The sequence below is a fragment of the Vreelandella songnenensis genome, from assembly GCF_003002925.1.
Classification (GTDB): Bacteria; Pseudomonadota; Gammaproteobacteria; order Pseudomonadales; family Halomonadaceae; genus Vreelandella; species Vreelandella songnenensis.
Genome location: NZ_PVTK01000005.1, coordinates 150,811 through 171,334, shown reverse-complemented (window position 1 = coordinate 171,334; position 20,524 = coordinate 150,811). Strand labels below are relative to the sequence as shown.

At 59.7% G+C, this 20,524-nt stretch carries 24 protein-coding genes and 1 riboswitch; of the genes, 11 read left to right on the top strand and 13 right to left on the bottom strand.

Features of this window, described 5'->3' with window-relative positions:
* The first annotated feature begins 3 nt into the window (after positions 1-3).
* The 9 genes from rplO to B0H98_RS10150 all read left to right on the top strand — a co-directional run bounded on the left by rplO (position 4) and on the right by B0H98_RS10150 (position 6,666).
* Positions 4-438 (top strand): 50S ribosomal protein L15, encoded by a 435-nt coding sequence (gene rplO, locus B0H98_RS10190; protein WP_030074208.1) that lies wholly within the window; start codon positions 4-6, stop codon positions 436-438.
* Complete coding sequence (gene secY, locus B0H98_RS10185; protein WP_106374957.1) at positions 439-1,770, top strand: preprotein translocase subunit SecY; 1,332 nt, start codon at positions 439-441, stop codon at positions 1,768-1,770.
* A gap of 27 nt (positions 1,771-1,797) precedes the next feature.
* Positions 1,798-1,911: a 50S ribosomal protein L36 gene (gene rpmJ, locus B0H98_RS10180; RefSeq protein ID WP_081139244.1), complete on the top strand. Its 114-nt coding sequence runs from the start codon at positions 1,798-1,800 to the stop codon at positions 1,909-1,911.
* 123 nt (positions 1,912-2,034) lie between these two features.
* Complete coding sequence (gene rpsM, locus B0H98_RS10175) at positions 2,035-2,391, top strand: 30S ribosomal protein S13 (RefSeq protein WP_018917719.1); 357 nt, start codon at positions 2,035-2,037, stop codon at positions 2,389-2,391.
* A 52-nt stretch (positions 2,392-2,443) separates the two neighbouring features.
* Positions 2,444-2,830: a 30S ribosomal protein S11 gene (rpsK, locus tag B0H98_RS10170; protein ID WP_106374956.1), complete on the top strand. Its 387-nt coding sequence runs from the start codon at positions 2,444-2,446 to the stop codon at positions 2,828-2,830.
* Between the two features lie 12 nt (positions 2,831-2,842).
* Positions 2,843-3,463 (top strand): 30S ribosomal protein S4, encoded by a 621-nt coding sequence (gene rpsD, locus B0H98_RS10165; RefSeq protein WP_078089857.1) that lies wholly within the window; start codon positions 2,843-2,845, stop codon positions 3,461-3,463.
* 125 nt (positions 3,464-3,588) lie between these two features.
* Positions 3,589-4,584: a DNA-directed RNA polymerase subunit alpha gene (locus B0H98_RS10160; protein WP_016915790.1), complete on the top strand. Its 996-nt coding sequence runs from the start codon at positions 3,589-3,591 to the stop codon at positions 4,582-4,584.
* Positions 4,585-4,623: 39 nt separating this feature from the next.
* A complete protein-coding gene (gene rplQ / locus B0H98_RS10155) occupies positions 4,624-5,010 on the top strand; it encodes a 50S ribosomal protein L17 (RefSeq protein WP_106374955.1) in 387 nt (128 codons plus the stop codon).
* 291 nt (positions 5,011-5,301) lie between these two features.
* A complete protein-coding gene (locus B0H98_RS10150) occupies positions 5,302-6,666 on the top strand; it encodes a D-alanyl-D-alanine carboxypeptidase family protein (RefSeq protein ID WP_106374954.1) in 1,365 nt (454 codons plus the stop codon).
* A gap of 108 nt (positions 6,667-6,774) precedes the next feature.
* On the opposite strand, the gene B0H98_RS10145 is transcribed toward B0H98_RS10150, so the two are convergent.
* The 6 genes from B0H98_RS10145 to B0H98_RS10120 all read right to left on the bottom strand — a co-directional run bounded on the left by B0H98_RS10145 (position 6,775) and on the right by B0H98_RS10120 (position 11,024).
* Positions 6,775-7,512 carry a DODA-type extradiol aromatic ring-opening family dioxygenase gene (locus B0H98_RS10145; protein ID WP_106374953.1) on the bottom strand — a complete coding sequence of 246 codons (738 nt, stop codon included), beginning with the start codon at positions 7,510-7,512 and terminating at the stop codon, positions 6,775-6,777.
* Positions 7,513-7,575: 63 nt separating this feature from the next.
* On the bottom strand, positions 7,576-7,995 hold the full coding sequence (locus B0H98_RS10140) for a DoxX family protein (RefSeq protein ID WP_106374952.1): 420 nt from the start codon (positions 7,993-7,995) through the stop codon (positions 7,576-7,578).
* An 87-nt stretch (positions 7,996-8,082) separates the two neighbouring features.
* Positions 8,083-9,003 carry a LysR family transcriptional regulator gene (locus B0H98_RS10135; RefSeq protein WP_106374951.1) on the bottom strand — a complete coding sequence of 307 codons (921 nt, stop codon included), beginning with the start codon at positions 9,001-9,003 and terminating at the stop codon, positions 8,083-8,085.
* Positions 9,004-9,014: 11 nt separating this feature from the next.
* The gene (gene thiE, locus B0H98_RS10130) at positions 9,015-9,635 is read right to left on the bottom strand and encodes a thiamine phosphate synthase (protein WP_106374950.1); all 621 of its coding nucleotides are present in this window, start codon (positions 9,633-9,635) and stop codon (positions 9,015-9,017) included.
* The gene (gene thiM, locus B0H98_RS10125) at positions 9,635-10,435 is read right to left on the bottom strand and encodes a hydroxyethylthiazole kinase (protein WP_106374949.1); all 801 of its coding nucleotides are present in this window, start codon (positions 10,433-10,435) and stop codon (positions 9,635-9,637) included. Before thiM ends, thiE begins: the two co-directional genes overlap by 1 nt.
* Before the next feature lie 26 nt (positions 10,436-10,461).
* A riboswitch (TPP riboswitch) is annotated at positions 10,462-10,556 on the bottom strand.
* A 93-nt stretch (positions 10,557-10,649) separates the two neighbouring features.
* Positions 10,650-11,024: a DUF2237 family protein gene (locus B0H98_RS10120; RefSeq protein ID WP_106374948.1), complete on the bottom strand. Its 375-nt coding sequence runs from the start codon at positions 11,022-11,024 to the stop codon at positions 10,650-10,652.
* A 176-nt stretch (positions 11,025-11,200) separates the two neighbouring features.
* Here B0H98_RS10120 and gloA point away from each other — a divergent pair, with 176 nt between their 5' ends.
* Both gloA and B0H98_RS10110 read left to right on the top strand, forming a co-directional pair.
* Complete coding sequence (gloA, locus tag B0H98_RS10115) at positions 11,201-11,734, top strand: lactoylglutathione lyase (protein ID WP_106374947.1); 534 nt, start codon at positions 11,201-11,203, stop codon at positions 11,732-11,734.
* Between the two features lie 2 nt (positions 11,735-11,736).
* Complete coding sequence (locus B0H98_RS10110; protein WP_106374946.1) at positions 11,737-12,105, top strand: DUF6164 family protein; 369 nt, start codon at positions 11,737-11,739, stop codon at positions 12,103-12,105.
* A gap of 8 nt (positions 12,106-12,113) precedes the next feature.
* Here B0H98_RS10110 and B0H98_RS10105 read toward each other — a convergent pair whose 3' ends face one another.
* The 7 genes from B0H98_RS10105 to B0H98_RS10075 all read right to left on the bottom strand — a co-directional run bounded on the left by B0H98_RS10105 (position 12,114) and on the right by B0H98_RS10075 (position 20,506).
* Positions 12,114-12,779, bottom strand: a complete 666-nt coding sequence (locus B0H98_RS10105) for a cupin domain-containing protein (RefSeq protein ID WP_106374945.1) — start codon at positions 12,777-12,779, stop codon at positions 12,114-12,116.
* Between the two features lie 84 nt (positions 12,780-12,863).
* The gene (locus tag B0H98_RS10100) at positions 12,864-14,006 is read right to left on the bottom strand and encodes a glycoside hydrolase family protein (protein WP_106374944.1); all 1,143 of its coding nucleotides are present in this window, start codon (positions 14,004-14,006) and stop codon (positions 12,864-12,866) included.
* A 32-nt stretch (positions 14,007-14,038) separates the two neighbouring features.
* Positions 14,039-15,199, bottom strand: a complete 1,161-nt coding sequence (glf, locus tag B0H98_RS10095) for a UDP-galactopyranose mutase (protein ID WP_167392671.1) — start codon at positions 15,197-15,199, stop codon at positions 14,039-14,041.
* The gene (locus B0H98_RS10090; RefSeq protein WP_106374942.1) at positions 15,196-16,383 is read right to left on the bottom strand and encodes a glycosyltransferase family 1 protein; all 1,188 of its coding nucleotides are present in this window, start codon (positions 16,381-16,383) and stop codon (positions 15,196-15,198) included. Before B0H98_RS10090 ends, glf begins: the two co-directional genes overlap by 4 nt.
* 281 nt (positions 16,384-16,664) lie before the next feature.
* A complete protein-coding gene (gene galE, locus B0H98_RS10085) occupies positions 16,665-17,675 on the bottom strand; it encodes a UDP-glucose 4-epimerase GalE (protein ID WP_106374941.1) in 1,011 nt (336 codons plus the stop codon).
* A gap of 382 nt (positions 17,676-18,057) precedes the next feature.
* A complete protein-coding gene (gene ampC / locus B0H98_RS10080) occupies positions 18,058-19,230 on the bottom strand; it encodes a class C beta-lactamase (protein WP_106374940.1) in 1,173 nt (390 codons plus the stop codon).
* A gap of 160 nt (positions 19,231-19,390) precedes the next feature.
* Positions 19,391-20,506, bottom strand: a complete 1,116-nt coding sequence (locus B0H98_RS10075) for a metal ABC transporter solute-binding protein, Zn/Mn family (protein WP_106374939.1) — start codon at positions 20,504-20,506, stop codon at positions 19,391-19,393.
* Between the last annotated feature and the right edge of the window lie 18 nt (positions 20,507-20,524).

The window sequence follows — 20,524 nt, the reverse complement described above, 5'->3', positions numbered from 1 at the left end:
TCCATGAAACTCAATACCCTGAGCCCGGCACCGGGCTCCAAACACGCTGAAAAGCGCGTTGGTCGTGGTATCGGTTCCGGTCTTGGTAAGACCGGCGGCCGTGGCCACAAAGGTCAGAAATCACGCAGTGGCGGTAGCGTCAAGCCTGGTTTCGAAGGCGGTCAGATGCCGCTGCAGCGTCGTCTGCCGAAGTTCGGCTTCACGTCAGCTAAATCGCTGGTGTCTGAAGAAGTACGCCTGGCCGAGCTTGCCAAGGTTGCCGGTGACGAAGTCACCATGGAAACCCTGAAGCAAGCCAACGTGCTGAAGGATGCAACGCTTCACGCGAAGATCATCCTTTCAGGCGAACTGAACAAAGCAGTTACCGTTCGTGGTATCAAGGTCACCAAAGGTGCCCGTGAAGCGATCGAAGCTGCTGGCGGCAAGGTAGAGGACTAAATGGCCAAGTCAGGAAATATGCCGGCGACGGGCAGCGGTCTGAGTGAACTGTGGGCGCGTTTGCGCTTCGTGCTCCTCGCCATCGTGGTGTACCGTATCGGTGCCCATATTCCCGTTCCCGGTATCAATCCTGACCAGCTTGCTGCCTTGTTTAGGGAGCAACAGGGCACCATCCTGGGCATGTTCAACATGTTCTCGGGTGGCGCCCTGGAGCGCATGAGCGTCCTCGCCCTGGGCATAATGCCCTATATCTCGGCGTCGATTATCATGCAGCTGATGACCGCGGTCTCGCCCCATCTTGAGCAGCTCAAGAAGGAAGGCGAGTCCGGCCGCCGCAAAATTAGCCAGTACACCCGCTACGGCACGGTGATACTGGCTTTTGTCCAGGCAACCGGCATGTCCGTGGGCCTGGCTAGCCAAGGCATCGCATACAGCGCTGACTTTAGCTTCTATTTCACCGCCGTGATCACGTTCGTGTCAGGCGCGGTGTTTATGATGTGGCTAGGTGAGCAGATTACCGAGAAGGGGATCGGCAACGGTATCTCGCTGCTGATTTTCGCCGGTATCGTCGCTGGGCTGCCCAGTGCCGTGGGGCAAGCGTTCGAGCTCGCTCGTAACGAAGGGGCCTGGAATGTTCTCCCGCTGTTAGCGCTGTCAGTGCTAGGTATTGCCACCGTGGCATTCGTAGTGTTCATTGAGCGCGGTCAACGCCGCCTGAAAGTGAACTATCCACGTCGCCAGGTGGGCAATAAGATGTATGCAGGTCAAAGCAGCTACCTGCCTCTCAAGGTGAACATGGCCGGCGTTATTCCGGCGATCTTCGCCTCCAGCATTCTGCTCTTTCCGGCGTCGATCGGACAGTGGGTAGGTGCCGGTGAGGGAATGGAGTGGTTGCAGCGAGCTTCACAAGCATTAGCCCCCGGGCAACCGCTTTACATCTTGCTTTTCGCGGCGGCAGTGGTATTCTTCTGCTTCTTTTACACAGCGCTGGTCTTCAATCCCAAGGATGTAGCTGACAATCTGAAAAAGTCAGGTGCGTTCCTGCCGGGCATTCGCCCCGGCGAGCAGACCGCTCGCTATATCGATAAAGTCATGACTCGTCTGACCTTATTCGGTGCCCTGTATATCACTGCGGTTTCCCTGATGCCCCAGTTCCTGATCGTTGCGTGGAATGTTCCGTTCTTCTTTGGCGGTACGTCACTTCTGATCGTGGTAGTGGTCATCATGGACTTCATGGCCCAGGTGCAATCGCATCTCATGTCGCATCAATATGACTCGGTGATGAAGAAGTCCAACCTGAAAGGCTACGGTAGCGGCGGCATCATGCGCTGAGGCGCGCCGACCGTATTGGAGAGAACGATGAAAGTTCGAGCTTCCGTAAAGAAGATGTGCCGTAACTGCAAGATCATTCGTCGCAATGGCGCTGTCCGCGTTATCTGCGTCGAGCCACGGCACAAACAGCGTCAAGGTTAATACCTGCGCTGTTTTAAGTGGGTGTTTGGCATACCCCTTGCCTTCGGGCAGTTAAAGGGGTATGCTGTTGCGCCTTTTGTAGATGAATAAACGAGCAAGCCGCTCAAATTTCGGAGTAAGCTGATGGCCCGTATTGCAGGCGTCAATATCCCGGACAACAAGCATGCGGCGATCTCGCTGACCTATATCTTCGGGATTGGCCGTACCCGCGCTCAGCACATCTGTGCTGCTGCTGGTATCGAGCTGACTACCAAGATCCAGGATCTGTCTGGCGAAGAGCTGGATACCCTGCGTTCTGAAGTTGGTAAGTACACCGTAGAAGGCGACCTTCGTCGTGATGTTACGCTGAACATTAAGCGTCTCATGGACTTAGGCTGCTACCGTGGTCTGCGTCATCGTCGTAGTCTTCCGCTGCGTGGTCAGCGGACCAAGACTAACGCGCGCACCCGTAAGGGCCCGCGTAAGCCGATCCGCAAATAACACGCAGGCTCTTTAAGAGAGAGCTGACGTAAAGACAGGAATAGACATCAACATGGCTAACCCGCGTAATAACCGTAAAAAGGTTAAAAAGCAGGTTGTGGATGCCGTTGCGCATATCCATGCCTCTTTTAACAACACGATCGTGACGATCACAGACCGCCAGGGCAATGCGCTTTCTTGGGCAACTGCCGGTGGTTCGGGTTTTCGTGGTTCTCGCAAGAGCACCCCGTTCGCTGCTCAAGTAGCAAGCGAGCGTGCAGCAACTGCTGCAGCCGAGTATGGTGTGAAAAACGTAGACGTACTGGTTAAAGGCCCAGGTCCCGGTCGTGAATCCGCCGTGCGCGCACTCAATGCCGCAGGCTTCCGCGTGCAAAGCATCGTAGACGCGACGCCCATTCCCCATAATGGCTGCCGTCCGCCTAAGAAACGCCGCGTTTAAGGAGACAGATTCATGGCTCGTTATATTGGACCGAAGTGCAAACTGTCTCGTCGTGAAGGCACCGACCTCTTCCTGAAGAGCGGTGTTACTCCCTTCGAGAAAAAGTGTAAATCCGAGCAGATCCCGGGTGTACACGGCCAGCGTCGTCAGCGTCTTTCAGACTACGGCTTGCAGCTTCGCGAGAAGCAAAAAGTACGTCGCATGTATGGCGTACTCGAAAAACAGTTCCGCAACTACTACAAAGAAGCCGCTCGCCTGAAAGGCGCGACGGGCGAAGTATTGTTGCAGTTGCTTGAATCCCGACTGGATAACGTCGTCTACCGCATGGGCTTTGGCTCGACTCGCTCTGAAGCGCGTCAGCTGGTCAGCCACAAGGCGATTTCCGTGAACGGCCGCACCGTTAACGTAGCTTCCTACCAAGTGAAGCCGGGTGACGTTGTTTCCATTCGCGAAAAGGCGAAGAACCAGGCACGTATTCAAAACGCGTTGACCATTGCGGCCAACCGTGGCGATATCGCCTGGATCGAAATCGACGCCAAGAAGATGGAAGGCACTTTCAAGGCTCTGCCTGAACGCGGTGACCTGACTGCCGACATCAACGAAAACCTGATCGTCGAGCTGTACTCCAAGTAAGCGGTTTGATTTACATCACTGCTTCTTGAGGCCTGGGCGGAGTAGCGAAGCTAGCCGCCCAGATGCTCTTGAGTATTGTGCTTTAGAGTACTCAGTATCCGTTTGGCAGCCTGAAAGGTGTTCATATGCAGCGTTCAGTGACAGAGTTTCTTCGTCCCCGCGACATCAAGGTCGAAGAAATCAGCGCACATCATGCCAAGATCGTTCTCGAACCGTTCGAGCGTGGTTTTGGTCACACCCTGGGGAATGCACTGCGTCGCATTCTGCTCTCGTCCATGCCCGGCGCTGCCGTGGTAGAGGCTGAGATTGCTGGTGTAGAGCACGAGTACAGTGCGCTCGAAGGGGTGCAGGAAGATGTCATCGAAATCCTCCTGAACTTGAAAGATGTTGCGATCAAGATGCACAGCCGCGATGAGGCGGTGCTCTCGCTGAACAAGCAGGGCCCAGCCGTCGTCACTGCTGGCGACATTGCGCTTGATCATAGCGTCGAAATCGTCAACCCGGACCACGTCATTGCACACGTCAATGAAGGTGCCGAGCTGAAAATTCAGCTTAAGGTAGCGCTGGGTCGTGGTTACGAACCGGCTGACGCTCGTGGCTCTGATGAAGAGACCCGTGCTATTGGCCGCCTGCAGCTGGATGCCACCTTCAGCCCTGTCCGCCGTGTTTCCTACTCGGTCGAAGCCGCTCGTGTCGAGCAGCGTACCGACCTCGATAAGCTGATTATCGATCTGGAAACCGACGGTACCCTGGATCCGGAAGAGGCTATCCGTCGCAGTGCGACCATTCTGCAAGAGCAGCTGGCCGCCTTCGTCGACCTGGAAGCTGACAAAGAGCAGGAAGTCGAAGAGGAAGAGGATCATGTCGATCCTATCCTATTGCGCCCCGTAGACGATCTTGAGTTGACCGTTCGCAGCGCGAACTGCCTTAAAGCCGAGAATATTTACTACATCGGTGATCTTATCCAGCGCACAGAAGTTGAGCTGTTGAAGACACCGAACCTCGGTAAAAAATCCTTGAATGAAATCAAGGACGTTTTGGCGGCGCGCGGCTTGTCCCTCGGCATGCGGTTGGAAAATTGGCCGCCGGCTAGCCTGAAGGACGACAAGGCCTCCGCGTGAGCGTCGACTCGAGTCCCAGTTTGGTAAGGAATTGCAACCATGCGTCATCGTAAGAGTGGTCGTCATCTGAATCGCACCAGCTCGCATCGTCAGGCCATGTTCAAGAACATGTCTGTCTCGCTGGTCGAACATGAAGTCATCAAGACAACCCTGCCCAAGGCCAAGGAACTGCGTCGCGTCATCGAGCCGCTGATCACCCTGGCAAAGCAGGATAGCGTTGCGAACCGCCGTTTGGCGTTCTCTCGCACACGTTCCAAAGAAGCCGTCGGCAAACTGTTTAACGAGCTGGGTCCGCGTTACGCCGAGCGTCCGGGTGGTTACATCCGTATTCTCAAGTGCGGTTTCCGCGCAGGCGACAACGCGCCCATGGCGTACGTTGAGCTGGTAGACCGTCCGGTTGCTGAAGAAGCGGCGGCTGAAGAGTAAATCTTCGCCACTGCCTCCAGGCAAAATGAAAACCGACCCTTTGGGGTCGGTTTTTTTGTTTCTGCCGTTTTAGCCCATTTAGCGGTGTCAAAGCGCTACGCCGCGCATATTTATACCTCGCGCAGACGTTAAATTGTCGGGTGGGCGTGCTAGTCTAGAGTGAGCTAATTTTAACCGGTAAATATCTTTATCCGCGCGCTCATAGCCGTGATAGTGCGGTGTTCCTGGCGTGTGCGAGTCACATCGATCATGGGTTCGTTTTCAGCGTAGATCAATCAGCAAGGGGCAGACATGGCGGCGAGGGGAGTTAACGACAACAGTGTGGCAAGGGTGTGGCTAACGGTTACCCTGCTTTTTCTAATAGCGCTGATGGCCACGGACGTGCAGGCGAATCCCCGCTACGCAGGCATCGTGGTGGACCTGGATAACGGCGAGGTACTCTATTCGGAAAACGCCGACGCGCCGCGTTATCCCGCCTCGTTGACCAAGATGATGACGCTGTACCTTACCTTTGAAGCCCTTGAAAAAGGCGAGCTGGGTCTTAACCAGCCGCTGCCGGTTTCAGCCCAGGCGGCCGCCATGCCGGCGACCAAACTCTGGCTGGCGGCGGGCAGCAGTATCCCCGTGGATACCGCGATCCGCGCACTGGCGGTGCGCTCTGCCAATGATGTGGCGGTGGTGATCAGTGAGGCACTGGGCGGCAGCGAGCAGCAGTTCGCCCGGCTGATGACGGAAAAGGCGCGTGAGCTGGGGATGTCTTCTACCACCTTTCGTAATGCGTCAGGGCTGCCCGATGATCAGCAGATGACCACTGCCCGGGATATGCTGACCCTTTCGGTGCGCGTGATGCAGGACTTTCCCCAGTACTACCACTACTTTGGCCTGCAGGAATTTACCTACCGCGGTACGCGTCACACCAGCCATAACCGGCTGGTGCGCGACTATCCGGGTGCCGACGGCTTGAAGACGGGCTTTATCCGCGCTTCGGGATTCAACGTGGCGACCACCGCCGTACACGATGGACGGCGCATGGTGGCTGTGGTCATGGGCGGGTTCAGCGCTGCATCGCGGGATACCCACATGGCCAGTCTGCTGGACCGCAGCTTTTCCCGTGCCGGGCTTCGCGACCAGCGCACCTGGCTTGCCAATACCAGCTTCTCGAAGGAGTTCATGGCGTTTTCTGGCTCGACACCGCCCGTCGCCCCGCCAAGTTCACCCCAGCGCCCGGCGCCTCCCAGCCAGATGATGGCCAGCGTAGAAGCCACCACGCTGTCGCCAGCGCCTGAGGCCAGCGTCGATGAGCGGCTGGCCAAGATAACCGTGGAAGGCCCGGCGGAGCCCCAAGGCCCGGCTGAAGCTGACCCATTGCAGGCCTTCATTCAGCATGAACAGCTGATCGAGGCGCCGCCCACCGGCGGCTGGGGTATTCAGGTGGGTGCGTTCAGCCAGGAAGCTCAGGCCCAGCAGCTCGCCCAGCAGGCTGCCCAGCGGCTGACCAACAACCTGGCCGGGCGGATTGCGGTGGATACCCTGGAAGGCCAGACCCCGGTTTATCGCGCGCGTCTGGTAGCTCTCGACGAGCAGCACGCCCGTGAAGCCTGCCGTGAGCTGCAGATACAGGGCATGGAGTGCATGGTGGTCAACGCCAGCCTGTAAGTCAGACCCTGAAAAGCCCCCGCCGGTTGCGAAGCTCATCGTAGCCGGCGGGGGCTTTTTTATGCACGGGCCTTGCGAACGCTACTGACGCAAAGCGTTTTGTGCCGCCTAGGCAAACGCGTAGACATCCATGGCCAGCACGCCATGCTCAACGCTGTGGTGTAACTGGCTCGGTTTGCCACCGGCGCCCATGGCGACCAGCAGTGGCTGGAAATGTTCAGGGGTGGGGTGGTTGTCCCGCGCGTAGGGCGCCTTTTGCCAGTCGAGCAGGGCTTCGCGGTCGTTGACTGCCAGCTTGCGGGTGACCCAGTCGGCAAAGGCGGTTACCCAGTTGGGCGCCTGGCTATCCTGAGCCATGGTTTCATACAGGTTATGAGTCAGGCTGCCTGAACCGATGACCAGGATGCCCTCCTCGCGCAGGGCTGAAAGGCGCTCGCCCAGATCGGCCAGCTCATCGTTGGTCCAGCGGATAGGCAGCGATACGGAAACAACCGGAATATCGGCTTTGGGAAACATCAGTGACAGCGGCACCCAGGCGCCGTGATCGAACCCGCGTTCCACGCACTGGGCGTCCAGAAGCGCCGCGACGCGCTTGGCGAGCGCTGGCTCGCCAGGGGCCATGTACCGGCACTCGAACAGCGCGCGGGGGAAGCCGCCGAAATCATGAATGGTTTCCGGCCAGGCGCTGGTACTTACCTTGGGCGACAGCGTCTCCCAATGGGCGGATACGACGACGACGGCCTTAGGACTTAGCGTCTGGCCCAGCTCACGCAGAAAGCGGTGTGCAGGCGTCGGGGTAAGTGCCAGCATTGGAGAGCCGTGAGAGATGAAAAGGCTGGGTAACATGGCAAATTCTCCTGACAGTAAGCCCCGGCAGAGGGCCGGGGCATGCAGCGCAGTGGGCTTGGATTAGCGCAAGCGGCGGCTAAGGACGAAGCTTCCACCGCCCAGGCCAGCCTGGACCAGCAGCGCCACGCTCCAGAACAGCGGGAATTCCCAGCCGCCACCGGCGTTGGAGAACATCCAGCCGTTACCCAGGTGTACCGAGGTCGCGCCCAGCAGAAGCGGTATCATGGCAAGGCTGACCCAGCGGGTATAAACGCCCAGCAGCAGAGCAAGGCCGCCGCCCAGTTCGCCGATGATGGTCAAATAGGCCACGAAGCCCGGTAGCCCCAGCGACTCGAAATAACCCACCGTGCCGGGCAGAGTGAAAACGAAGACCTTGAGCAGGCCGTGAGCCAGTGCCATCACGCCAAGCGAGACGCGCAGCAGTGCAATGGCGTGGGGTTGAACAGCGGGTGTGGAAGTAGCGGTAGTCGATACGTTCATGGGTGCTCCATTGGATAGGGGGGAGGCGATCTCAATGAAGACACTTTACGACGCTTGAGTAAGGAGATAATCCGCGATAGACGAACATCACTGTTGCGTAATGGGCGACAATCCCATGTCCCGTTCCCAGCTGGGCGGTGAGCCCCAGGCGGCTGCCAGCAGGTCGGTAAAGCGTTCCACCTTGGCGGGCAGAAAGCGTCTTGCCGGGTAAAGGGCGTGAATATCCAGCATTCTGGGGGCTACATGCTCCAGAACCGGTACCAGACGTCCCTGAATAATACTCTCGGTCACCAGAAAGCTTGGCTGGTGGGCGATGCCCAGCCCTGCTTCCGCAGCGTGCGTCAGCACATCGCCATTATTGCTTTCAAGCGGCCCCTGAGTCGTCAGCGTAGTGGCACCCAGATGCCAGTCGCCGCTGATAGGGCCACTGCGATAGCGCAGGCACTGGTGCTGCTTCAACGCTTCGAGGCTCGCGGGCATTCCCTCTCTTGCCAGGTAATCCGGCGAGGCGCAGAACAGCATCCGGCAGCGCGTCAAGCGCCGCGCAATCAGGCTGGAATCCGGCAGGCTGCCGATACGAATGGCCACGTCGTAGCCCTCTTCGAGAAGATCCACGCGGCGATCGTTCAGATCCAGGCGCACGTCCAGGTCCGGGTGCTCGACCATGAAGCGCGCCACCAAAGGGGAAAGATGGCGCGTACCAAAGCTCATCGGCCCGTTGATGCGCAGCCGGCCGCGCATGTCGGTCACTCCGCTACCCACATCGGCGGCGGCTTCATCCAGTGCCTGCAGAATACCCTGGGCATGGGCAAGGTAGCGCTCGCCCTCGGCGGTCAGGTGCAAGCGCCGCGTGGTGCGCTGAATCAGACGCACGCCCAGTGAGGCCTCAAGCGCCATGACCAGCCGCGATACGCGGGTGCGCGATAGCGACAGCGCCTCGGCCGCACGGGTATAGCTCTTCAGTTCGGCGACGCGTACAAAGGCAATGATCGGCTCAAGCTGGAGCATGGCGGTCTCGCTTAGCGGCTAGGGCGCAGGAAGGCGCGGGCGGCAGCGCACGGGTCCGGTTGCCCGCAAATGGCCGAAATGACCGCCAATCCGTCGGCACCGGCCTGAAAGACGCGCTCGGCGTGTTCGGCTTTCAGCCCGCCAATGGCGACACTTGGCAAGGGCGAAGCGGCGGCCAGCTGCGCCAGTCCTTCAAACCCCAAAGGAGCGGCGTGGTCATGCTTGCTCTGTGTTGCGAATACCGGGCCCAGGCCCAGATAATCCAGCAGTGATATCGGCGCGCTGTGTAGCTGCTCGAGGGTATTGATCGAAAGACCGATGAGCGCTTCGGGGCCGAGAGCAGCGCGGGCCTCCTGCACGGCCGTATCGCTCTGGCCCACGTGCAGGCCGTCGGCACCGCTTTGCAGGGCAACGTTCAGGCGGTCATTGATCACCAGCGGTACGCCGCTGCCGGCCAGGGCAGCCTTGAGGCGCCTGGCCTGGTCAATCATCTCGGCATCGCTTGCGTGCTTGTCGCGCAGCTGAACAAAACTGACACCGCCTTCGACGGCGTCCATCACGGTGCGCTCAAGGCCGGCATCTCTGCACAGCTCTGCATCTGTCACCAGGTAGAGTGAAAGGTCAACGCGCATCAGGCTGCCTCCAGGCCGGTAAACTGATCAAGGTCGTCGGGTGTCAGCTGATAAAGTGCATCGAGCAGAGCTACCTGAAAACTGCCGGGCCCTGCGGCCTGCTGTCCGGCGCGCTGGCCCGCCACGGCAAAGCTTGCCACGGCCGCCGCCACGGCGGCCAGTGGCATTGAAGGTGAGGCAGCCAGAAACGCCGCCACGGTCGCGCTCAGGGCGCAGCCCAAGGTCGTCACGCGCGGCATCAAGGCGTGCCCGCCGGTAATGTACCAGTGCTGCTGGCCGTCGGTGATGAAATCACGCTCGCCGGTCATGGCCACGAGACAGCCCTGACGCCTGGCCAGGGCAATGGCCGCTGCGCGCGCTTCATCGATAGACGCCGTGGCATCCACTCCGCGGCCTGCGTGCGCAAGGCCTGCAAGGGTCATGATCTCTGAAGTGTTGCCGCGAATCGCGTCGGGGTCATGCGCCAGCAGCGCTTGAGAAAGCGTCTGGCGGTAGCGGGTGGCGCCGACCGCGACCGGGTCGAATACCCAAGGCGTGCCGCTCTCCTGCGCGGCCCTCGCTGCCAGCTGCATACCTTCCGCCCAAGCCGCTGAAGGCGTGCCGATATTGATCGAAAGCGCGCCGGCCAGGTGGGTAAACTCGGCCACTTCTTCAGGGGCGTGCAGCATGGCAGGCGAGGCACCCATGGCCAGCAGGCAGTTGGCCGTGCTGTTCATGGCGACATAGTTGGTAATGCAGTGCACCAGCGGCGTGGTGCGTTGTACAGCGAACAGCGCGTCGCTCAGCGGGAGTGATGTCATGGCCACCTCGCAGCGTAGAGCGCGTGTGCCGTGACACCGCGACTTCCTACGCCGGCATTATCCGGTTCAGGTTCAAAGGGTGCGTCTCAGCCTGAGATATCAGGCGCCCCTGTCGGTAGCGCTACTATCCTAGCCTGGGGCGAAGGTGTAAAGCGCAGGCGGTGGGAAAATTCGGTTCCAGATAGCGCGGCGGGTGGCCGGGTAAATGGCGTTGCTAATGCACAAGGTCCAGGGCGTACTGGCGAAGAGTGGCCAGCGTGGTGAATTCAAGGGCGCGCTCGTTGGTGCCGGAAAGAATCACCGGGGGTGCTACGCCCGCATCGGCGGCCTGCTGCCAGCGGCTGGCGCACAAACACCAGCGGTCGCCTGGGCCAAGGCCTGGAAAGCCGAATTCGGGGCGCGGCGTCGCCAGGTCATTGCCCTGGGCGTTGGCAAACGCCAGAAACTCTTCGGTCATGATGGCGCAGACCGCGTGTACCCCGGTATCTTCGGGGCCTACACGGCAGAAGCCATCCCGGTAGAACCCGGTTTTTGGTGAATGGCAGCAGGGTGTCAGGGGTTCACCCAGCACGTTGAGATCGCGAGACATGTCGTCTACCTGTCGTTGGGGCTGGAATAATCGCTACTCCGCCCGCATGGTTAGTTACCACGGGGTTGCAAGTCGTGTGGCGCCGTTTAGCTACAGGCTTGTACATTGTCTCAATTTTGTCAAAGATAACCGCCCGATCGACCCATTTGGCGGCAAAAAAGCTTAAGGAGCTCAAGATGAGTTTTGCAGGAGAGCAGCATCCCGGTGTCAACCCAAGTGCCCCGCAGACGCAGGGATTTCGACTGAATCACACCATGTTGCGGGCCAAGGACCCGGAGTGCTCGCTGGCGTTCTACTCCAAGGTGTTCGGTATGCAGGTACTGCGTCGGCTGGATTTCGAAGAGATGCAGTTCTCGCTCTATTTCCTGGCCAATCTCGACGCCGATGACCGCGTGCCGGAAGAGACAAAGGCCCGCACCGCCTGGACGTTCAGCCAGAAAGGCCTGCTGGAGCTGACCCATAACTGGGGCACCGAAGAGCAGGAGGAGTTTGCCTATCACGATGGCAACGCCGAGCCTCAGGGGTTTGGGCATATCTGCTTTAGCGTGCCGGATCTGAACGCCGCCCAGGCGTGGTTCGACGAGCACGCCGTGACGTTCGTAAAACGCGCCGACCAGGGCAAGATGAAAGACGTGATCTTCGTCAAGGACCCGGATGGCTACTGGATCGAAGTGATCCAGGCCGACCTGATGGCGGCGATGGGCGACTGATATTGGCCCATCTGCTGTTTCGGCTGCGCCACGTGACCGACGAGGAGGCCCTGGAGGTGCGTGCGCTGCTCGATGAGCACGGCTTCGATGTGTACGAAACCCAGGCGGGTGTTTTTCGTTTGGGGGTCGATGCCATCTGGCTGCGCGACGAGCGCCAGCGCGAGGCCGCCGAAACGGTGCTCGCCGCCTACCAGGCCGAGCGCTTCGATCAAGCCCGGCGCGAGCTGAGCGCTGCCCGCGCAGAAGGCAAGGCGCCTACGCTCCTGCGCCGTCTGCTTGAGCACCCCGTTCAGGTCGTACTGGTGCTGATCGCCATCGGCCTGATCGCCGCGCTGACGCTTCTGCCGTTTCTGGGCCTGATGGGCGGCTAGGGGGCGGCTTACGCGGCCGGTAGATGGCCGCGTTTGAGGTACATCATCACGCCATCGCCTTCGGCGGTCAGAGATGGCAGCGCCCCGCTTGGGTAGCGGCACCAGCTGCCTGCCGGGTAGCTTCGCTCGCCATCGCTTAACGTGCCTTCCAGCACGAAAAGCTCCAGACCGCCCTTGAGGGTCGGGTAGGCGATGGAGGTGCCTGCAGCCCAGCGCTCAAGGCTTACCCGCTCCTGACGAAAGGTGTGCAGCATCTTGTAGGCAATGCGTGGGCGCCGGTCTGGTTGCCAGGGCAGCCGATGGGCAGGGACGGCCAGACGCAGCGTATCGGTCAGGTCAAACTGGTGCAGCTTGACGAGAATCAGCGCGCCTTCGTCGCCAATCTGGGGCGTATGCTGCGTGCCGACCGGGTTGCGCAGGTAGCTGCCCGCCGGGTAGCGGCCGTGCTCATCGGCAAACACGCCCTCCAGCACCAGAATCTCTTCGCCCCCGCCGTGGGTATGAGCGCTGAACCGGCTGTTGGGGGCATAGCGCACCAGGCTGGTCGCCCGCGCTACTTCACCGCCAATGCGGTCCAGCATCATGCGCTCAACGCCTGCGCTGGGGGCATCTACCCACTGGTACTGGTCGGGGGTGACGCAGGCAAACTGCGAGAAATCGGCATTCAGGTGCATGATGTTCGCTCATTAGCGTATATAAGCTGCCTAGTCTCGATAGATAGCCCGCCAATTGCAACCTGCCCGTACCGGATACCCCGCCTATACAGTGAGCGCTTTATGCACCGGGTGTGGCTCAAGGCGTGGCCGCTGGCGGGCAAGCTCCTCCGCCAGCGGGGCGAATACCGGGCGTTGCCCCAGCACATTGGCGTAGCCCAGAAGGCCCGTGCGGCAGTGGCGGTTATTCTCCCAGCCCGGGTAGTCGGTCACCGGGTACAGGCAGATACCCTCAACCGGGATATGCTGGCGCAAGGCCAGCTCGACCTGTTCGCATACATAGCGCACCCAGGGCACGCGGTGTTCATCTTCGGCGCCGGTTTCAGCAATCAGCAGCGGCTTGCCGTAGCGCTGGTAGGCATCGGCGAGCAGCTCGTGGAACGGGCGGTAGTCCGGGCTTTCTCGTGGAATATCCTGACGGTTGGCGTACCACTGGTTATGCGGGTAGTAGTTCACCCCCATGATATCCATGTACTCGGGTTTGCCGCCAAGCTCAGGGTGACGGTAGCCACACAGCATGTCCCAGGCCGTGAACTGCTCAAGGCGCAGCTGCTCGGCGCGCAGGCGGTCGCGGCGCCGGGTCGAGCGCGAGACCACGTGAATGATGGGGTCGACCTGAATGAAACGTGCCCGGGGCGAGACGTCTCTAACGGCCCGCATGGCGGCAATGGCAGCGCGCACCAGCTGGCGCTTGAGCTCATTGCCCCGATGGCGCACGGTAGGGTTGAAGTGGGCCACGCTTCCCCCGGCCCAGGCCCAGAACGAGATTTCATTGAGCGGCGTGATCAGCGGCGCCTCGATCCCCTCATCGCGCAACAGCCGCGCCGCCGCGCCGGCATAGGCGGCAAAGCGCTCGACGAACTCGGCCTTGAAGATATCAATATCATCCGGCCAGCCGTAGTGGCACAGATCCCAGATGACCTCGGTGCGCTGGGCCTTGGCCGCGCGCACCATGGGCAGCACGCTTTGCCAGTCGTAACGGCCCTTGGCGGTTTCGATGAGGTGCCAGCGCATGCCGTCGCGCACGCTGTGAATGGCGTGCTGGGCAAGCGCTGCGTAGTCGGCGCTGGCGTGCTGGTCATGGCGGGTGCCGGCCAGCACGTCCAGGCGATGCCCATCCCGGCGGCGCTGGGTGGAACACTCGAACCCACCCAGGAAAAAGCTCTTGAAGAGACTCGGCTGATGCATGCCGTTAGGTCCTTGTCGGTGAAGCGGGCGGCTCAGCTTGCCCGCGATTCGACGGGGCTCGCCACTGCATCGGCGGCGTGCGCTTCGGCCAGATGCTCGAAGGTGGCCAGGGCCTGGCCCACTACCTGATCCATGTTGTAGTAACGGTAGCTGCCCAGGCGGCCCAGGAAGGTGACGTCCGGTGTGGCATCGGCCAGCGCCCGGTAGCGTCGGTAAAGCTCGGCGTTCTCGGGCCGAGGGATGGGGTAGTAGGGGTCGCCCTGGTCGGTGGGGAATTCGTAGGTCACGCTGGTCTTGGGATGCTGCTGACCGGTCAGGTACTTGTACTCGGTAATCCTCGTGTAGGGCACGTCTTCAGACGGGTAGTTGACCACGCCCACCGGCTGGAATACTTCCTGGTCCAGCGTTTCATGCTGAAAGCGCAGGCAGCGGTAGGGCAGCTTGCCGAGCTGATAGTCAAAGTACTCGTCGATCGGCCCGGTATAGATCAGGTGGCGGTAGTCGACCCGCTCGCGCATCTCGGCAAAATCCACGCCCAGCGCAACGGTGATATTGGGATGATCCAAGAGCTTTTCGAACATTGCGGTATACCCATCCCTGGGCATGATCTGAAACGCGTCGGTGAAGTAGCGGTCGTCGGTATTGGTGCGGGTAGGCACGCGGGCGGTCACCGATTTATCCAGCTCCGACGGGTCCAGGCCCCACTGCTTGCGGGTATAGCCCTGAAAGAACGTTTCGTAAAGCTCGCGCCCCACCTGGCTTACCACCACATCTTCCGAGGTGCGAATATCGTCCACCGGCTCGGCGCGCGAGGCCAGAAACGCCGCGCCCTGCTCGGCATCAAGGGTAAGGCCGTAAAGCATGTTGAGCGTGGTCAGGTTGATCGGCATGGGCACCTGCTGATCCTTGACCTGGGCCAGCACGCGGTGCTCGTAAGGCCGCCACTCGGTGAACTGGCTCAGGTAATCGACGATCCGCTGGGCGTTGGTGTGAAAGATATGCGGCCCGTAGCGGTGTACCCACACGCCCTCCTCGTTGTAGTGATCAAAGGCGTTGCCCGCGATATGCGGGCGCCGGTCGATCACCAGCACGCGCTTGTCGAGCTGGGTGGCCAGGCGCTCGGCCAGCACGCTGCCGGCAAAGCCTGCGCCCACGATCAGGTAGTCATAAGTGCCGCTCGGGGTAGTGTTCATACTGCACATCGCATTTTCTCCTCCATGAGCTTCCAGGTGGTATCCCAGGACATATCGCTCAGGGCAGCATCGGCCAACTGCCACACCCGCGCCTGCTGACGGCCTTCATCCAGCGCCTGCTCGATGGCGGCCATGAACTCGTCCGGGGTTCGGGCGATCTTGACCACGCCGCTGTCACCGTAGGTACGCACCACATCGGTGATGGGGGTGGACACCACCAGGCGCCCGCCCGCCAGATACTCCGGCGTCTTGGTGGGGCTGATGAAGCGGGTCGATTCATTGAGGGCAAACGGCATCAGCGCGACATCCCAACTGGCCAGGTAGCGGGGTAGCTCGGCATAGGATTTCGACCCCAGGTAGTGAATGTTGGCCTGCCGGGGAAGCGTCTGCGGGTCGATCTTGACCACCGGGCCGATCAGGATGAACTGCCATTCGGGGCGCTTGATGGCGGCCTCCTCCAGCAGCGCAATGTCCAGGCGCTCATCGATGACCCCGAAAAAGCCCAGACGGGGATGGGCAAGCGATGCCTGATCCTCGGGCTCCGGCTGCACGTGGCGGGCGGCACCGAAGTGGGCGATATCCACGCTGCTGGGAAAAGGGTGGACGTTAGCGTGCAGATGACGCTTGGCTTCGAACAGACTGAACCCGCCGGTGAAGACGATATCGGCGCGCTCCATCAGGCGCCGCTCCTGCTCTACCAGCGAAGGCGGCGCCCCGCGAAACGCGGAAAGCTCATCCATGCAGTCGTAAACCGTCAATCGAGGCTTCAAATGCGTGGAGTAGGGCAGGCTCATCGGGGTGTAGTACCAGGCGATAAGGTCGCTTGCAGCGATGTCATCCAGATACGCATCCAACAAGCGGCGCTGGGCATCAATGGCTGCCTCGCCCTGGCACGACGCGGGCAGGCGCGGAATCAGTACCTGAAGGTTGTCTTCCTGGCGCTGCTCGAGCCAGGGTTCGGCAGCATCCGTGGGCAGGGCTTCTTCGAAGAAGATGACCTGATGGGTCGTGGCCATGCGCGACATCAAGTGCTGGGGGCGCTGATAAACGAATCGCCAGCGTAAATGGGAAAAGCAGATAAGCACGGTGGTGTGAGAAGGGTTATCGGCAATTAAATCGCTGGGCGATAAGGTGTGTTGCTGCCGTTTGCCAATACCGGGTGGCTCAGCTTCTGTCCAACGCATGGGAACTCTCCTTGATTAATAAAGAAGGCTTATTTTCAGCCGCTTTAAAAGCGTATAAAAATAAGTTTCTTTTCCGTTGCATAGTTAACGCTATTGATGTTCTGCGCTTTTTGGGACGTGGTGATCAGTTGTTTGCTTATAGAACAAGTCTGTCGTGTGTTAATGGAACAAGGCTTTTATGGATAAATAAGTAGCGTTTTATAGTAATGAAACACCTCTTTTAATGGGTTTGAAAAGCTGCTTTGCCTATGCAAGCCTGACGATTATTCAGTGTTATAACGTCAAGCGGCATGAGGGTTATAAAGTGTGGGCGTGAGGCCCGCGCGCTTGATCTCCCACTGCCAGGCGTGGGTAATGATGGTTTCCAGCGCGGCGTGGCGTGGCGCCCAGCCAAGGGTGTGCCTGGCCAGCTGGGCATCCGCCACCAATTGGGCGGGGTCGCCCGGGCGGCGCGGGGCGTTTTCAAACGGTACGCGACACCCCGTTACCCGCTCCACGGTATCCAGCACCTGCTGTACGCTAAAGCCGCCGCCGTTGCCTAGATTGAAGGCGCCAGGCTCGCCGTCCTGCCAGAGATACTCCAGCGCCAGCAGATGCGCCTGCGCCAGGTCATCCACGTGAATATAGTCACGAACGCAGGTGCCATCCGGGGTGGCGTAGTCGCGTCCATACACGCTGAGCGGCCCACGCAGCCCCAAGGCCGCCTGAAGGGCAAGCGGGATAAGGTGCGTTTCCGGGTCATGGCGCTCGCCTATACGATTCAGCGGGTCGGCACCAGAAGCATTGAAGTAGCGCAGCGCCACCGAACGCAGCCCGTAGGCGTGCAGAAAGTCTCCCAGCATATGCTCCACCATCAGCTTGCTCATGCCATAGGGGTTCAGCGGCGTGCAGGGGTGGCTTTCGCTCAGGCGCGCCGTCGTCGGCTCACCAAAAATGGCTGCCGTAGAGGAGAAGACCAGCGGGCCTACGCCATGGTCTTTCATGGCCGTCAGCAGCGTCAGGGTTTTCATGACGTTATTGAGATAGTACCGGGCCGGATCGGTTACCGATTCGCCGACCTGAATAAGCGAAGCAAAGTGCAGAACGCCATCGAAGGCGTAGTTGGAAAACAGCGTGTCGAGCTGCGGGCGGTTACCGCAGTCGCCAACGACCAGCGTGCCGCCCAGCAGGCTATCGCGAAAACCGGAGGACAGATTGTCCAGCACCACCACATCATGACCGGCCTGAAGCAGCCGCTTGACCGTATGTGAGCCAATATAGCCACAGCCACCCACTACCAATAATCTAGCCATCACTCATGACCTCACGGATTTAATCCATATTTGATGATTAACAAGTGCTGGGCAGGTGTTTATTGTTTTTGATGGTATTAACCTGGGCGCTGGAATAAAAGATAAAGTATGTATATTAAGGTATAGTGTTAAGTAGTGGTTTAATACAGGTTTAAATTTTCTGTTTCAAATACTTTAACTAATATCAACCGCTATTGTTATACTTTTCAATACGCCTAATAAAGTTTAGGTGTGGGTGTTTTTTTAAATAGCCGCGCTATTTGGCCGGTAGTTGGTAACCGCTTTTACTTTAAAGCAATTAGATAAGAAGAATTACTTAAAAAAACGAGCTAAAACGGATAGCGCCGCCAGCAAGGCGGCGCTCGTTAAACCGGCGTGAACGTCAGTGCGCTTCGGCCAGGGTGGTCAGGATACGATAGGCCGCCTCGATGCGGGCCTGATTGGGGTAGTTGCGGTTCGCCAGCATGACAATGCCCAGCCGCTCGCCGGGAATGAACGCCACATAGCCGCCAAAGCCATTGGTCGCGCCGGTCTTGTTGTAAAGCGCATCCTTGCGTGGCGGCAGCGGTGGGGTCTGGCGTTCGGCGCGGTTGGCCTCCAGTATCACTTCAAGGGAGTTGCCTGCCAGCAGTTGTTCAAGGGTGAGCGGGTAGGCGTAGCTTTCCCAGCCAAGCCCTTGAGCCATGTCGCCTACGCTGAAGTAGCCCGCGCGAGTATCGGCCAGCGCCTGACGAAGCGGCGCTTCAAGCGCGCTATCTTCCATATTGGCCTCCACCAGGGTGAGTACGTCCGCAGCGGTCGATTTCACGCCATAGGCCTGGGCATCCAGCATGCCGGGGTTGACCCGGATAGGCGCATCCTCCTTGGAATAGCCAAAGGCGTAGTCTGCCTGGTGTGCGTCGGGTACTTGAAAATAGCTGTTCTCAAGGCCCAGCGGTGCAAATACGTACTCACTCATCAGCGCTTCAAAGGGCTGGCCCAAACGCTGGGCGGTCAAATAGCCAAGCAAGCCAATGCTGGGGTTGGAGTAGAGCCGCTGGTGGCCGGGCGCGTACTCAGGCTGCCAGTTTCGGTAGTAGTCGATCATCGACGCCTCATCCTGCACCTCGTCGGGAAACTGCAAAGGCAGCCCGCCGGCGGTATAGGTGCCCAGTTCCAGCAGGCTGATGTCATCAAAGGCCGTGCCTTCAAGCGCTTTTAAATACTGGCTGGCGGGGTCATCAAGGGAAATGGCGCCGCTTGCCTGAAGTCTGGCGGCCAGCGTGCCGGTGAACAGCTTGCTGATCGAACCCAGTTCAAACAGGGTGTGCGGGGTAACGGTCTGGCCGGTTGCCTGATCGGCAACGCCATAGCTGAACTCATGACGCTGGCCGTTCACGCTCAGTGCGACCGCCATGCCGGGAATACGCTGCTCGGCCATCAGCGGAGCGATGGTGTCATTGACCAGCGCTTCGATACGGGCGCGATCTATATCATCAGCCCCCCACACAGGGGCGGCGGTCAGCAGGGAAAGCACGCCGCTAATACCGGCGGCTTTGAAGAGCACATTGATCATATCGGCAACCAGTGAAGGATTAAGTGGCAAGGCAGAGGTGTAATGTATGAAGCGTTGCGCCAGCGTACAAGTGTCTTGTTGCGAGGCTTAGCTGGACAATAAAAAAGCGCCCGCGTGGGGCGCTCTCAAAAAAGCGATTATCGCTGTTCTCATCAGATGCTTAGTGGCTATGCTCGCCGTGATCGTGATCGTGATCGTGATCGTGATCGTGATCATGGTCATGGCCATGAGCGTCGTGGCCGTGGTCATCATGGCCGGGCTCGGCCAGGGAGTCGTGGAGCACCTGGGCGTTATGGCGCATCATGCCAAGGTAGGTGCTGGCTTCGCCTTCAGTGGCCAGCGCATCGGCATACAGCGTGCCGGCAATCGGCAGGCCCGTCTCTTCGGAAAGCTGCTGGATGACCGCCGGGTTGGTCATGTTTTCATGAAACAGCGCCTGAACGTTCTGGTCGTTGATCACATCCACCAGCTCGGCCATGCTGGCACCGCTCGGCTCGACTTCGGTCGAAAGCCCTACCGGGGAAAGAAAACGAATACCGTAGGCGTTGGAGAAGTAACCAAACGAGTCGTGGCCGGTAATCACGCTGGTCGAGGCCGGAATCTCGCTGATCAGCTCACGAATCTCGGCATCCGTCTCGGCGATTTCAGCCAGGTAGCGCTCCGCATTGGCTTGGTACTCATCGGCATTGTCTTCATCGGCGGCCACCAGCCCATCGCGAATGTTGGCGATATAAACCCGCGCCTGGGCCATATCCTGCCAGGCATGCGGATCAAACTCGCCATGCACGTGATCATGTCCGTGATCATGTCCGTGGTCGTGGTCATGCCCGTGGTCGTGATCATGCCCGTGATCGTGGTCATGCCCGTGGTCGTGACCATGCCCGTGATCGTGATCATGCCCGTGGCCATGATCATGGCTGTGACCGGCATAGGAGAGCGCCTCAATACCGTCGGTCGCGGTGACCAGCGCGCCCTGGTAATCGCTGGCCTCGATCAAACGCTCCATCCAGCCTTCAAACAGCAGGCCGTTGAAGACCACCAGATCAGCACCTGCCAAGGCGCGGGCATCGCCGGGGCGGGGGGAGTAGACATGCGAGTCGCCATCAGCGCCAACCAGCGAGGTAACGTCCACATGCTCGCCGCCCACGTTCTCGACCATATCGGCCAGAATCGAAAAGCTCGTCACTACCTGAACACGATCGGCCGCCATGGCCGCCGGTAGTGCCAGCATTGCGGAAACGCCAACCAGCATGCGTGAAGATAACCGTAAAGACATACCTACTCCTGTGTGATG

Coding starts and splice junctions, on each gene's coding strand:
- rplO (WP_030074208.1), top strand. CDS start 4: ATGAAACTCAATACCCTGAGCCCGGCACCGGGCTCCAAACACGCTGAA.
- secY (WP_106374957.1), top strand. CDS start 439: ATGGCCAAGTCAGGAAATATGCCGGCGACGGGCAGCGGTCTGAGTGAA.
- rpmJ (WP_081139244.1), top strand. CDS start 1,798: ATGAAAGTTCGAGCTTCCGTAAAGAAGATGTGCCGTAACTGCAAGATC.
- rpsM (WP_018917719.1), top strand. CDS start 2,035: ATGGCCCGTATTGCAGGCGTCAATATCCCGGACAACAAGCATGCGGCG.
- rpsK (WP_106374956.1), top strand. CDS start 2,444: ATGGCTAACCCGCGTAATAACCGTAAAAAGGTTAAAAAGCAGGTTGTG.
- rpsD (WP_078089857.1), top strand. CDS start 2,843: ATGGCTCGTTATATTGGACCGAAGTGCAAACTGTCTCGTCGTGAAGGC.
- B0H98_RS10160 (WP_016915790.1), top strand. CDS start 3,589: ATGCAGCGTTCAGTGACAGAGTTTCTTCGTCCCCGCGACATCAAGGTC.
- rplQ (WP_106374955.1), top strand. CDS start 4,624: ATGCGTCATCGTAAGAGTGGTCGTCATCTGAATCGCACCAGCTCGCAT.
- B0H98_RS10150 (WP_106374954.1), top strand. CDS start 5,302: ATGGCGGCGAGGGGAGTTAACGACAACAGTGTGGCAAGGGTGTGGCTA.
- B0H98_RS10145 (WP_106374953.1), bottom strand. CDS start 7,512: ATGTTACCCAGCCTTTTCATCTCTCACGGCTCTCCAATGCTGGCACTT.
- B0H98_RS10140 (WP_106374952.1), bottom strand. CDS start 7,995: ATGAACGTATCGACTACCGCTACTTCCACACCCGCTGTTCAACCCCAC.
- B0H98_RS10135 (WP_106374951.1), bottom strand. CDS start 9,003: ATGCTCCAGCTTGAGCCGATCATTGCCTTTGTACGCGTCGCCGAACTG.
- thiE (WP_106374950.1), bottom strand. CDS start 9,635: ATGCGCGTTGACCTTTCACTCTACCTGGTGACAGATGCAGAGCTGTGC.
- thiM (WP_106374949.1), bottom strand. CDS start 10,435: ATGACATCACTCCCGCTGAGCGACGCGCTGTTCGCTGTACAACGCACC.
- B0H98_RS10120 (WP_106374948.1), bottom strand. CDS start 11,024: ATGTCTCGCGATCTCAACGTGCTGGGTGAACCCCTGACACCCTGCTGC.
- gloA (WP_106374947.1), top strand. CDS start 11,201: ATGAGTTTTGCAGGAGAGCAGCATCCCGGTGTCAACCCAAGTGCCCCG.
- B0H98_RS10105 (WP_106374945.1), bottom strand. CDS start 12,779: ATGCACCTGAATGCCGATTTCTCGCAGTTTGCCTGCGTCACCCCCGAC.
- B0H98_RS10100 (WP_106374944.1), bottom strand. CDS start 14,006: ATGCATCAGCCGAGTCTCTTCAAGAGCTTTTTCCTGGGTGGGTTCGAG.
- glf (WP_167392671.1), bottom strand. CDS start 15,199: ATGAACACTACCCCGAGCGGCACTTATGACTACCTGATCGTGGGCGCA.
- B0H98_RS10090 (WP_106374942.1), bottom strand. CDS start 16,383: ATGCGTTGGACAGAAGCTGAGCCACCCGGTATTGGCAAACGGCAGCAA.
- galE (WP_106374941.1), bottom strand. CDS start 17,675: ATGGCTAGATTATTGGTAGTGGGTGGCTGTGGCTATATTGGCTCACAT.
- ampC (WP_106374940.1), bottom strand. CDS start 19,230: ATGATCAATGTGCTCTTCAAAGCCGCCGGTATTAGCGGCGTGCTTTCC.
- B0H98_RS10075 (WP_106374939.1), bottom strand. CDS start 20,506: ATGTCTTTACGGTTATCTTCACGCATGCTGGTTGGCGTTTCCGCAATG.